This window comes from Actinoplanes awajinensis subsp. mycoplanecinus, assembly GCF_001509495.1.
GTDB lineage: Bacteria > Actinomycetota > Actinomycetes > Mycobacteriales > Micromonosporaceae > Actinoplanes > Actinoplanes palleronii.
On the sequence record NZ_LLZH01000145.1, the window covers coordinates 1 to 12,110 of the forward strand.

A 12,110-nucleotide genomic window follows, 5' to 3' on the forward strand; every position below is an offset into this window, starting at 1 on the left:
GCGTTCGCCTTCCTCGCACTGATCTTCCCGTTCGCCGGCGCCGAACAGCCGTTCTTCACCCACGGCGCCTGGGCGCTGCTCCCGATGGCCGCCGCCGCCCTGGTAGGGACCGGAATCGGTCACGCCCTGCGCCACTGGACCGCCACACCGACGTGGACCCCGGCCCACCTGCTCGGCGCGGCCCTGGGTGCGGTGGTCGGCCACACCCTGTTCGGCCTGCTGGCCAACGCCGAGACCCTCCCCGACCGCCTCTTCCTCGCCGCCCTCGCCCTGACCACCACCGCGCTGGCCCCCCCAAGCAATCAAGCGCCGCTAACCCCCAGCGTGGGGACTTTCGGTGCGGAGCGCACCACAACTCCCCACACAAGCCCCACCAACCCCCAGCGTGGGGACTTTCGGCGCGCACCGCACCACAACTCCACACACAAACGCCGCCAACCCGCAGCGTGGGGACTTTCGGCGCGCACCGCACCACAACTCCCCACGCAAGCCCCGCCAACCCCCAGCGTGGGGACTTTCGGCGCGGAGCGCACCACAACTCCACACGCAAGTGCTGCTGAGCCGCGGCGTGGGGACTTTTGGGGAGGAGGGGGGCGTGGCTTTGCCTGCGCGGGGGGCTGGGTTAGAGGGCTTTGGGGAAGACTTTTTCGAGGATGGTGAGCAGGGTGGTGGTCAGCAAGAGGTGCACCTGGTCACGGGTCAGCACGTTTCGTTGGAGCCACTCCCGGGCCGTGTAGGTGGCCATTCCGACATAGGCGCGGGCCATTCCGCGCAGGGCCTCGTCCTGGCGGTCGCCCAGGCCGACCGCGGCCAGGACGCTGTCCGCCGCCACGTCGACGGCCTCGGTGATCACCCGGTCGACGTCGCTGTCGCCGGCCATCCCGCCGGCCGTGATCGCGGCCAGCCAGGACGTGCTGTGCCGGGACACCACGTCGAGGAACCAGGTGACGATCGCGTCCACCCGTTGCGGCGGGTCGCCGACCGGCAGGCGTTCCAGGGCCACCTCGGGCACGGTCAGCATCACCCGGACGACTTCGAGGTAGAGCTCCTTCTTCGTACCGAAGTAGTGGTTGACCAAGCCGCGGGCCACCCCGGCGTCGCGGGCCACGTCGGTGGTGGAGACCTCCGGGTACGGGCGCTCGCCGAACAGCCGGACCGCCACCGACAGGATCTGCTCCCGCCGGGCGTCCGGCTCCAGCCGCCGGCCCCGGATCGCGGTCTGGCCTGGTCGTTCAGCCCCTGTCGACACAGCCGTGACCTTACGGCACGTCGATTCATCGGCTTCCGAGATGCCCGGTTCGCCGATGGCGCCGCCGCGCCGAACGATGGATGCCGCCAATTCGTCACGAGCTTGTTGACACATCGCCAATAGTGCTCGAGGGTATGTCGATGCCGACGCCTGGACTGGAGACCTACGCCGAGCCGTGGCGTAAGCCGGAGCACGACGACCTCGCCGAGCTGGCGCGCACCTTCTTCCTCAAGGAAGTCGTGCCGCACGCCGCCCGCCTGGAGAAGCAGGGCCACCCCGACCGCGAGCACTACCTGCGAGCCGGCGAGCTCGGCCTGCTCGGCCTCTCGGTGCCGGAGGAATACGGCGGCGGAGGCGGCGACGTCACCCACGAGGCGGTGCTGCTGCACGAGCAGACCCTGACCGGCGAGGGCAGCCTCGGGCTGGCCGTGCACAGCGGGATCATCACGGGTTACCTCACGGCGTACGGCACCGAGGAGCAGAAGCAGCGCTGGCTGCCGCAGCTGTGCAGCGGCGAGCTGATCGGGGCGATCGCGATGACCGAGCCGGACGGCGGCTCGGACGTGCAGGCGATCCGTACCCGGGCGGTGCGCGACGGCGACGACTTCCTGGTCAGCGGCGCCAAGACGTTCATCACCAACGGGCACCTGGCCGGGCTGCTGATCCTGGCGGTGACCACCGACCGGTCGGCGAAGGCGCACGGCATCTCGCTGCTGATCTGCGAGCTGACCGACGACGCGCCCGGGTTCCGCCGGGGCCGCAACCTGGAGAAGATCGGGCTGCACGCGAACGACACCGCCGAGCTGTTCTTCGACGACTTCCGGGTGCCGGCCGCGAACGTGCTGGGCGGCGCGGAGGCCGAGAACACCGGCTTCTATCAGCTGATGCGCCAGCTCCCGCAGGAACGCCTGGTGATCGGGGTGGGCGCGGTCGCCGCGATGCAACGCGCTGTCGAGCTGGCCACGGCGTACGCAAAAGAACGAACCGCCTTCGGTAAGCCGTTGATCGGCCACCAGAACACCCGCATGGTGTTGGCGGAGTGCGCGACCCGGACCCGGGTCTCGCGGATTTTCCTGGACGACTGCATCGTCCGGCACGCCCGGGGTGAACTGGACGTGGCGACCGCCGCGATGGCCAAGCTCTACCTGACCGAGGGCCAGTGCGAGGTCGTCGACCGCTGCCTGCAGATCTTCGGCGGCTACGGCTACACCACCGAGTACCCGATCGCCCGGATGTACGCCGACGCCCGGGTCCAGAAGATCTACGGCGGTACCAACGAGATCATGAAGGAGCTGATCGCCCGTGCCCTCTGACGCTTATATCTACGACGCGGTGAGAACACCGCGCGGGCGTGGCAAGGAGACCGGCGCCCTGCACGGCACGAAGCCGATCACGCTGGTCACCGGCCTGATCGACGCCGTACGGGAAAGGTCCCCCGGTCTCGACCCGGACCGGATCGACGACCTGGTGCTCGGCATCGTCACCCCGGTCGGCGAGCAGGGCGGCGACCTCGCCCGCGCGGCCGCCCTGGTGGCCGGACTGCCGGACACCACCGGCGGGGTGCAGCTCAACCGCTTCTGCGCCTCCGGCCTGGAGGCGGTCAACCAGGCGGCGTCGCGGATCCGCTCCGGCTGGGAGCACCTGATCCTGGCCGGCGGCGTCGAGTCGATGTCGCGCAACCCGATGGGCTCGGACGGCGGCGCCTGGTTCCTCGACCCGGAGACCGCGCTGGCCACCAGCTTCGTGCCGCAGGGGATCAGCGCCGACCTGATCGCGACGCTCGAGGGCTTCAGCCGCGACGACGCGGACGGCTGGGCGCTGATCTCCCAGGAGCGGGCCGCCAAGGCGCAGGCCGGCGGCGCGTTCACCCGGTCGATCGTGCCGGTCCGCGACCCGAACGGCCTGGACGTGCTGGCCGTCGACGAGCACCCACGCCCGGACACCACCCGGGCCGGGCTGGGCAGGCTCCGCCCGTCGTTCGCCGGGATCGGCGAGCAGGCCGGGTTCGACGCGGTGGCGCTGCAGAAGTACCACTGGCTCGAGGAGATCAACCACGTCCACCACGCGGGCAACTCGTCCGGGATCGTGGACGGCGCGGCGCTCGTGATGATCGGCTCCGCTGAGACCGGGCGTGCTCTCGGGCTGACTCCCCGAGCCAAGATCGTCGGCGCGGCGGTCAGCGGCGCCGACCCCACGCTGATGCTCACCGGTCCGACCCCGGCCACCCGCAAGGCCCTGGCGGTCGCCGGGCTGGGTGTCGCCGACATCGACCTGTTCGAGATCAACGAAGCGTTCGCCGCGGTGGTGCTCAAGTACATCCGCGATCTGGAACTGGACCCGGAGAAGGTGAACGTCAACGGCGGCGCGATCGCGCTCGGCCATCCGCTCGGCGCGACCGGCGCGATGCTGGTCGGCACGGTCGTCGACGAGCTGGAGCGGCGCGACCTGCACCGGGCCGTAGTCACCCTCTGCATCGGCGGCGGCATGGGCGTCGCCACCGTCATCGAGCGCGTTACGGAGTTCTCCTCATGATCGAGTACGCCCGGGACGAGGCCGGCATCGTCACGCTGACGATGAATGACCCGGACCAATCGGCCAACACGATGAATGCCGTCTACACGGCCGCGATGAGCGCCGCGCTGGACCGCCTCGAGGCCGAGCGCGACCAGGTCACCGGCGTGATCGTGGCCAGCGCGAAGAGCACGTTCTTCGCCGGCGGCGACCTGCCGATGATGAGCCAGGCCCGGCCGGAGGACGCGCCCGCGCTGTTCGACCTGCTCGGCACGATCAAGCGGGACCTGCGACGGCTCGAGACGTACGGCCGGCCGGTGGTCGCCGCGATCAACGGGGCCGCGCTCGGCGGCGGGCTGGAGATCGCGCTCGCCGCACACCACCGGATCGCCCTGGACGCGCCGGGCACCCGGCTCGGCTTCCCCGAGGTGACCCTCGGGCTGCTGCCCGGCGCCGGCGGGGTGACCCGGACCGTACGGATGCTGGGTCTCGCCCCGGCCCTGATGACCTGGCTGCTCACCGGCAAGCGGCTCAAGCCGGCCGCGGCTCGCGACGGCGGCCTGGTCGACGAGATCGTCGCCACCCCGGAGGAGCTGATCACCAAGGCCCGGGAGTGGATCGCGGCGAACCCGGACGCGGCACAGCCCTGGGACCGGCCCGGCTACCGGATCCCCGGCGGCACGCCGGCCACCCCGAAACTCGCCGCGCAGCTGCCGGCCTTCCCGGCCACGCTGCGCAAGCAGCTCAAGGGCAACCGGATGCCGGCGCCCGAGGCGATCCTGGCGGCCGCCGTGGAGGGCGCCCAGGTCGACCTGGAGTCCGCGTTCGTGATCGAGACCCGGCGGCTGATCACGCTGCTCACCGGCCGGATCGCGAAGAACATGATCGGCGCGTTCTTCTTCGACATGCGCGCGGTCAACGGCGGGCAGGCCCGGCCGGCCGTCGAGGTCGAGCCGGCTCGCAAGGTCGCGGTGCTGGGCGCCGGGATGATGGGCGCCGGGATCGCGTACGCCTGCGCGAGGGCCGGCCTCGACGTGGTGGTCAAGGACGTCACGCCGGAAGCCGCGGCCCGCGCCGTGACCGAAGGTGATCCGGCCGTGCTGGCCCGGATCACCACCACCGCCGACGTCGAGGACCTGCGCGGCTGCGACGTGGTGATCGAGGCGGTGTTCGAGGACCCGAAGCTGAAGCACCAGGTGTTCGCGGAGATCGAGCCGGTCCTGGCGCCCGGCGCGCTGCTCGCCTCGAACACCTCCACGCTGCCGATCACCGGCCTGGCCGAGGGGGTGAGCCGGCCGGCCGACTTCATCGGCATGCACTTCTTCTCCCCGGTCGGCAAGATGCCGCTGCTGGAGATCGTGGTCGGCGAGCGGACCGGTGACGCGGCCATCGCCCGGGCGTTCGACCTGGGCCGCCGGATCGGCAAGACGCCGATCGTGGTCAACGACGGGCGCGGCTTCTTCACCAGCCGGGTGATCGGCCAGTTCATCAACGAGGCGATCGGGATGGTCGCCGAGGGGGTGCCGGCCGCGTCGGTCGAGCAGGCCGCGCTGCAGGCCGGGTACCCGACCGGTCCGCTGGCGCTCGCCGACGAGGTCACGCTGACACTGATGCGCAAGATCCACCTGGCGTACCGGGCGGCCGGGGTGGTGGCCGGGCACGAGCGGGCGCACGCTCTCGTCGAGACGATGTTGACCGAACACGATCGGTCCGGGCGGTCGTCGGGGCGCGGTTTTTATGCGTACGAGAACGGGCGGCGCGGCAAGCTCTGGACCGGGTTGGCCGAGCTGGCCACCGACGAGGGACGAGCGGTCCCGTTCGCCGATCTGCAGGAGCGTCTGCTGTTCAGTGAGGCCCTGGACGCGCTGCGCTGTCGTACCGAAGGGGTGTTGCGGACCGACGCGGACGGCAACATCGGATCGATCCTGGGCATCGGATTCCCGGCCTGGACCGGCGGCGTGATCCGCTACGTCGAACAGCACCCCGACTTCAAGGGCCGCGCGTCCGAGCTCGCGGCGCGGTACGGCGAACGGTTCGCACCGGCATGACCGCGCTCAACGGGATCCGGGTGGTGGAGCTGGCCGGGCTGGCTCCCGGGCCGTTCGGCTGCATGATGCTCGCCGACCTGGGCGCCGACGTGGTGCTGATCGAGCGGCCGGGCGGGACCGGACCGCTCGTTCCGCAGGCCGGTCCGCTGCAGCGCGGCCGCCGCACGGTCACCCTCGACCTCAAGTCGCCGGACGGACTGACCGGTCTGCTCACCCTGATCACCGAGGCCGACGTGCTGGTCGAGGGGTACCGCCCGGGCGTCGCCGAGCGGCTCGGCTTCGGTCCGGACCGGTGTGCCGAGATCAACCCGCGCCTGGTCTACGGGCGGATGACCGGATGGGGACAGGACGGTCCGCTGGCCGCCGCGGCCGGGCACGACATCGACTACCTGGCGATCGCCGGCGCGCTCGACCCGCTGGGCCGGGCCGGTGAACGACCGCACGCCCCGATCAACCTGCTCGCCGACTTCGCCGGTGGCGGCATGCTGCTCGCCGTCGGGGTGCTCGCCGCGCTGCTGGAACGCGAGCGCTCCGGCCGGGGCCAGGTCGTCGACGCCGCGATGGTGGACGGCTCGGCGCTGCTCACCACGTTCCTGCACGGCATGATCGGGGCCGGGACGTGGCGTGGCGGGCGCGGGGAGAACCTGCTCGACGGCGGGGCGCCGTTCTACGACACGTACACCACCGCGGACGGCGGGCACGTCGCGGTCGGCGCGCTGGAACCGCAGTTCTACGCCGCGCTGCTCAAGGGGCTGGGACTCGACGACGACCCGGACCTGCCGGCCCAGTTCGACCGGAAGGCCTGGCCGGAGCTGCGCCGGACCTTCACCGCACGGTTCCTGACCCGGACCAGGGACGAGTGGGCGGACGTCTTCGCGGGACTTGACGCGTGTGTCAGCCCGGTGCTCTCGCCGCGCGAGGCACCGGACCATCCGCACAACCGGGCCAGGTCCGCTTTTGTCGAGGTGGGCGGGCAGGTCCAGCCCGCTCCGGCTCCGCGATTCGGTCGTACGCCGTCAAGCGTGCCGGAACCGAGCCGGACCGCGAGTGTCGCCGAAATCTTGGAGTCCTGGTCCTGACCTGCTCGTGAGGGACCGCCCAGCCGGGCCGTTTGCCGGACCGTCCCGGCTGGGCGGCGTCAGCGGGATCAACGCCGGGGCGCGCGGAACGGCACGCGGCATCGCGGGAACGTCAGATGGTGAATCATGCCGCCCGGCGGGCGTGTTTCTCCCGGTACATGGCGGCGTCCGCCTCAGCGGTCAGCGCGTCCAGGTCCGCGGTGCTCCCGGCCGGGCGGAACGCGGCGCCGATGCTCACCCCGACGGTCACCGCGGCACCGCCGCTGATCGTGATCGGCTGGGAGATCGCCGCCCGGATCCGCTCGCCGGTCAGCCGCGCCGACGCGGCGTCACCCTCGGGCAGCAGCACCACGAACTCGTCGCCACCCAGCCGCCCGGCCAGGTCACCGTCGTGCAGCACCGCGCCCAGCCGCTGACCCACCTCGTGCAGCAGCACGTCGCCCGCGGCATGCCCGTACGTGTCGTTGACCTGCTTGAACCCGTTCAGGTCGAGCAGCAGCACGGCGAGCGGCCGGCCGTCGCAGCGCTCGGCCCGCACGGCCAGCTGGGCCCGGTTCGGCAGGCCGGTCAGCGAGTCGTGGCTGGCCTGGTGCTGCAGCTCGCGCCGGACCTGCTGCAGGGTGGTGAGCTGGCGCTGGAACGCGCTGGACTGCGCGCCGGTGATCAGAGCGATCATGATGTTCAGGCAGATCCCGCCGAGGCCCTCGCCACCCGGCAGCGGCATGCTCAGCAGCGCCACCGAGGTGACCACCCACGCGGCCAGCGCGCCGGCCAGCTGGTGCCGGATCGCCGCGATCGCGATCGGCAGGCCGAGCACCGGCCAGGTGGTCTGCGTGGTGTGCGCCTGGGTGACCGCCACGAAGGCGATCACGGTCACCGTGTCCAGGGCGACCTGGAGCACGCTGAGACAGGTGTACCAGCGGGATCCCGGCGCCCGGACGCCGCGCAGCGAGAACACGCAGGACACCGCCATCAGCAGCGCGCCCAGCAGGCTCACCCCGGTCAGCGCCGGCACCGGGTCGGCCGGGCCGATCCCGCCGATGCCGAAGCCGTAGAGCAGCGTGGTCACCAGGCCGATCGACCGCGACAGCAGAGCAGCCATCTCGACCATGCGCCGCCGGGTGAGCAGCGTGTCGTCGAGTGCCGCCGCCCGGTGCTGGACAGTCTCGGTTCCCACGTGCGTTCCATCGGCTCCCCGGCCCGGGACATGAGAGAAGGGCCGGTCGCGTCGGCGACCGGCCCTTCTGCGCTACGTCGTACGGATCAGAACGTGAACGCTCCCACCAGGGCCCGCAGCTCCTCGGCGGTCCGGGAGACCTCTTCGCTGGCCTCGCGGGTCTGGTTGACCCCGCTGACCGTGGCCTGGCTGGCCGACGAGACGTCGGTGATGTTCGAGGCGATCCGGTTCGAGCCGGCCGCCACCTCGCCGATGCTGCGGCTCATCTCGCCGGTGGTGGCGGTCTGCTCCTCCACCGCCGAGGCGATGGTGGTCTGGAAGTCGTTGATCTGCGCGATCACCTCGGAGATCCGGTTGATCACCTCGACCGCGCCGCTGGTGTCCTGCTGGATCGCGAGGACCCGGGTGCCGATGTCCTCGGTGGCCCGGGCGGTCTCCTGGGCCAGGTCCTTGACCTCGGAGGCGACCACGGCGAAGCCCTTGCCGGCGTCGCCGGCCCGCGCCGCCTCGATGGTGGCGTTCAGGGCGAGCAGGTTGGTCTGCTCGGCGATGCTGGTGATCAGCTTGATCACGTTGCCGATCTCGGCCGACGAGTCGCCGAGCTTGCGGATCGTCTCGGTGGCCCGCGCGGCCTCACCGACCGCGATCGAGGCGACCTGGGCGGCCTCGGCGGCGTTGCGGGAGATCTCCCGGATCGACAGGCCCATCTCCTCGGAACCGGCCGCGACGCTCTGCACGTTGCGGGAGATCTCGTCCGCCTCGGTGGCGGCCGAGCTGCTCTGCCGGTCGGTGTTGTCGACCGCCGAGGCGATCTCCGCGGAGACCGCGGCCAGCTCGGTGGCCGCGGTGGCCAGCGAGTCGGAGTCCTTGGCGATGGTGGTCATCGAGTCACGCAGCTTGTCCAGCGAGCGGTCCAGGCCCTGTGCCATCACACCCAGCTCGTCGCGGGACTTGATGTGGCTGCGCCCGGTCAGGTCACCGCGGTCCAGCGCCTCGATCACCAGGCCGATCCGGCGGATCGGGCCGAGGATCGAGCGGACCATCGGGATCGCCATGCCGACCAGCAGGGCCAGCGCGATCAGGGCGACCACGATCGCGGTGTTCCGGGTGGAGCCGACGGTGCTGCCCATCGCGGCCTGCTGCGCCGCGACCTCCTTCTCCACCACCTCGGTGATCGCGTCCAGGTCGTCGTCGGTCTGGTTGTTCTTCTCGGCGATCTGGTCGATCTTGTCGATCACCGACTTGGGGTTGGCCACGCCGGCCGCGACGAAGTCGTTGATGAACGTGTTGAAGTCGGCGAAGTCCGCGTCGTAGCTCGTGAACTGCTCGACGATCGGAGCCGGCAGGCCGCAGGAGTTCACCCCCGCCGAGGCGTCGACCGAGGACTGGATGTCGTCCGCCGCGTCCTGGGTGACGTCCTGGCCCAGGGCCGCCCGGTAGGCGTCCACCTTGAGCTCGCTCTGCCGGTTGTTCAGGTGGTTGAGCGCGGCCTGGCCGCACTGCAACTGGCCCACCCGCAGCGCCTGGTCGGCCAGGCTGTCCTGGCCGATCAGGGTGATGGCAGCCATGCCACCGAGCGCGACCGCGCCGGTGACGACGATGATGCCCAGCCGTTTGGCTGTGCCGATGTTCTCCAGGCCGAGCATCTTCCCTCCAGGGTTGGCTGACTGCCCACACGATCGACCGTGAGCTTGGCCACCTGAGGAAGACGCAGGGCCTTCGTGCGGTTTGCTCGGTTTCCATCCGGTTGCAACCGCCGAACGCCGGAGAGGTCTGACTCCTACCGGTGAATCTTGGTGCGCCAGTCCGCCGGTACGGCGCCGTCCGGGCCGGGCACCGGCTGATCGTCCGGGTGACTGGTGGGTGCGGCCAGTTCGGGGCCGTTGTCCGCCTGCTCACTCCGATAGTCCCAGAACCAGTCCTCGCCCGGTTCAAAAGACTGGATCACGGGGTGGCCGGTCTCCCGGAAGTGTGCCGTGGCGTGCTGCGAGGGCGAGGTGTCGCAGCAGCCGATGTGCCCGCACTGCGCACATCGGCGCAGGTGGACCCACCAGCCGGCGGACTCCAGACACTCCGCACAACCGGTGCCGGACGGCAGGACCTCGGGCTGAATCGACGCGCTCACGACCGAAAACCTACCTCACCGGGGCGGGGTGCTCCCGGTCGTACTCCTCGCGCGCCGACTGCACCTGGTCGACCTCGCCCTCGAGCAACTCGATCAGCTCGATCAGCTTGGCGGCCACCCGGGCGCCGAGCGGGGTCAGGGTGTATTCCACCCGCGGCGGGATGGTGGCCTGCACCTCGCGGTGGACCAGGCCGTCGCGCTCGAGCGCCTGCAGGGTCTGGGCGAGCATTTTCTCGCTCACGCCGTCGACCCGGCGGCGCAGGGCGTTGAATCGGAAGGCGCCGTCGTGCAGCGCGGCCAGGGCCAGGCCGCCCCAGCGACCGGTGACGTTGTTCATCACGCCCCGGGAGGTGCAGTCCCGGGCGAAGACGCTGGGGATCAGGTCGTCGGCCGGATCAGTCATGCGTCGAATCTACCCCGCCCCACCGTGCCTCCCTGGGTGACGGCGCCCACGTTTCGTTTGCGCTTTCGAAAAGTTAGTGCATTCTCAGATGCAGCACTTCCGCCGGTTCGTTGTCGTCCCGCCCCGTTCTTCAGAGGAGCTCTCATGACCACCATCGCTGTCACCGGCGCCACCGGACACCTCGGCCGTCTCGTCGTCGAGTCCCTGCTCAGCCGAGGTGTCGAGCCGAGCTCGATCATCGCGGCGGTGCGGTCCCCGGAGAAGGCGGCCGGGCTGCTCGCCCGCGGCGTCCAGGTCCGTGCGGCCGACTTCGACAAGCCGGAGACCCTGGCCACCGCGTTCGCCGGCGTCGACCGGCTGCTGCTCGTCTCCACCAGCTCGCCGGGCAGCCGGCTCGCCCAGCACCACGCGGCGATCGAGGCGGCCAAGGCGGCTGGCGTCGGGTTCGTGGCCTACACCAGCATCCTGCGGGCCGACACCACCCCGGTCCTGCTGGCCGCCGACCACAAGGCGACCGAGGAGGCCCTCGCGGCGTCCGGCCTGAAGCACTCGTTCCTGCGCAACGGCTGGTACCACGAGAACTACACCGCGCAGATCCCGACCGCGACGGCGAACGGCGGCTTCCTGGGCAGCTCCGGCGAGGGCCGGATCGCCGGGGCCAGCCGCGCCGACTACGCCGAGGCGGCGGCCGCGGTGCTGGTGGCCGAGGACGTCAAGTCCGTGTACGAGCTGGGCGGGGACGCGCCGTTCACGATGGCTGAGCTGGCGGCCGAGGTGAGCAAGCAGACCGGGACGGAGATCGGGTACAGCGATGTGCCCGCCGACCAGTTGGTCACGATCCTGGCTGGTGCGGGGGTGCCGGAGGGGTTCGCGGCGATCCTGGCGGACACCGACGTGCACATCAAGGAGAACGGGGCGCTGGACAACCCGGGCAGTGACCTGCGGGAGCTGATCGGGCGGCCGACGACGTCGCTGAGCGACGCGGTGGCGGCGGCACTGAAGGGCTGAACTGCTACGCGGGGTCGGTGACGTCGGCGAAGGTGCCGCTCAGCGCGGTCACCGCGTCGTCGGCGCCGACCCGCAGGCCCACACCGTGCTCCCCGCCGCCCAGACTGATCGTCCGCCCCCGGGTCCGCTCGTCCGCGATCACCGGCCACGCCGTCGCCGACCCGAACGGTGTGATCGTCCCCCGCTCGTACCCGGTGACCTCCTTGGCGGTGCCGGCGTCCGGCATCGACAGGCGGTTCACCCCGAGCAGCGCCCGCAGCTTCGGCCAGGAGATCGACCGGTCCCCGGGCACCAGCACGAACAGGTACTCGTCCGGCCCGCGCCGCACCACGAGCGTCTTCACCAGGTCGCGCAGCTCGACACCGAGGGCCTCGGCCGCCTCGGCGACACTGCTCACCCGGCCGTGCCGGACCACCTCGTATCCGATCCCGGTCCCGTTCACGGCAATGATCGCGGCGCTCGTCACGTTGCCACCGTAGTAGCTTCGGAACTGTCGAAATCAGGAGGCTG

General features: G+C 71.2%; 11 protein-coding genes. 5 read left to right on the forward strand and 6 right to left on the reverse strand.

The window, feature by feature from the left end; translation table 11 throughout:
* Nucleotides 1–622: 622 nt before the first annotated feature.
* Nucleotides 623–1,249, reverse strand: coding sequence for a TetR/AcrR family transcriptional regulator (locus tag ADL15_RS17640; protein WP_067691837.1), 627 nt, complete (start codon nucleotides 1,247–1,249; stop codon nucleotides 623–625).
* A 140-nt stretch (nucleotides 1,250–1,389) separates the two neighbouring features.
* On the opposite strand from ADL15_RS17640, the gene ADL15_RS17645 reads away from it, so the two are divergent.
* The 4 genes from ADL15_RS17645 to ADL15_RS17660 are packed head-to-tail and all read left to right on the forward strand — an operon-like array spanning nucleotide 1,390 to nucleotide 6,887.
* Nucleotides 1,390–2,562: an acyl-CoA dehydrogenase family protein gene (locus tag ADL15_RS17645; RefSeq protein WP_067692126.1), complete on the forward strand. Its 1,173-nt coding sequence runs from the start codon at nucleotides 1,390–1,392 to the stop codon at nucleotides 2,560–2,562.
* Nucleotides 2,552–3,781 (forward strand): acetyl-CoA C-acetyltransferase, encoded by a 1,230-nt coding sequence (locus ADL15_RS17650; protein ID WP_067691840.1) that lies wholly within the window; start codon nucleotides 2,552–2,554, stop codon nucleotides 3,779–3,781. Before ADL15_RS17645 ends, ADL15_RS17650 begins: the two co-directional genes overlap by 11 nt.
* Nucleotides 3,778–5,808 (forward strand): 3-hydroxyacyl-CoA dehydrogenase NAD-binding domain-containing protein, encoded by a 2,031-nt coding sequence (locus ADL15_RS17655; protein ID WP_067691842.1) that lies wholly within the window; start codon nucleotides 3,778–3,780, stop codon nucleotides 5,806–5,808. The genes ADL15_RS17650 and ADL15_RS17655 overlap by 4 nt, the downstream gene beginning before the upstream one ends.
* The gene (locus ADL15_RS17660; protein ID WP_067691845.1) at nucleotides 5,805–6,887 is read left to right on the forward strand and encodes a CaiB/BaiF CoA transferase family protein; all 1,083 of its coding nucleotides are present in this window, start codon (nucleotides 5,805–5,807) and stop codon (nucleotides 6,885–6,887) included. The genes ADL15_RS17655 and ADL15_RS17660 overlap by 4 nt, the downstream gene beginning before the upstream one ends.
* Before the next feature lie 124 nt (nucleotides 6,888–7,011).
* On the opposite strand, the gene ADL15_RS17665 is transcribed toward ADL15_RS17660, so the two are convergent.
* From ADL15_RS17665 to ADL15_RS17680, 4 genes are all read right to left on the reverse strand, one after another.
* On the reverse strand, nucleotides 7,012–8,064 hold the full coding sequence (locus ADL15_RS17665) for a GGDEF domain-containing protein (protein WP_067691848.1): 1,053 nt from the start codon (nucleotides 8,062–8,064) through the stop codon (nucleotides 7,012–7,014).
* A gap of 86 nt (nucleotides 8,065–8,150) precedes the next feature.
* The gene (locus tag ADL15_RS17670; protein ID WP_067691851.1) at nucleotides 8,151–9,710 is read right to left on the reverse strand and encodes a methyl-accepting chemotaxis protein; all 1,560 of its coding nucleotides are present in this window, start codon (nucleotides 9,708–9,710) and stop codon (nucleotides 8,151–8,153) included.
* 134 nt (nucleotides 9,711–9,844) lie between these two features.
* Nucleotides 9,845–10,189, reverse strand: coding sequence for a UBP-type zinc finger domain-containing protein (locus ADL15_RS17675; RefSeq protein WP_067691854.1), 345 nt, complete (start codon nucleotides 10,187–10,189; stop codon nucleotides 9,845–9,847).
* Between the two features lie 10 nt (nucleotides 10,190–10,199).
* Nucleotides 10,200–10,592, reverse strand: coding sequence for a winged helix-turn-helix transcriptional regulator (locus ADL15_RS17680; RefSeq protein ID WP_067691857.1), 393 nt, complete (start codon nucleotides 10,590–10,592; stop codon nucleotides 10,200–10,202).
* Between the two features lie 144 nt (nucleotides 10,593–10,736).
* On the opposite strand from ADL15_RS17680, the gene ADL15_RS17685 reads away from it, so the two are divergent.
* Complete coding sequence (locus ADL15_RS17685; RefSeq protein ID WP_067691860.1) at nucleotides 10,737–11,600, forward strand: SDR family oxidoreductase; 864 nt, start codon at nucleotides 10,737–10,739, stop codon at nucleotides 11,598–11,600.
* A gap of 4 nt (nucleotides 11,601–11,604) precedes the next feature.
* Here ADL15_RS17685 and ADL15_RS17690 read toward each other — a convergent pair whose 3' ends face one another.
* On the reverse strand, nucleotides 11,605–12,066 hold the full coding sequence (locus ADL15_RS17690; protein WP_067691863.1) for an aminoacyl-tRNA deacylase: 462 nt from the start codon (nucleotides 12,064–12,066) through the stop codon (nucleotides 11,605–11,607).
* Nucleotides 12,067–12,110: the final 44 nt, after the last annotated feature.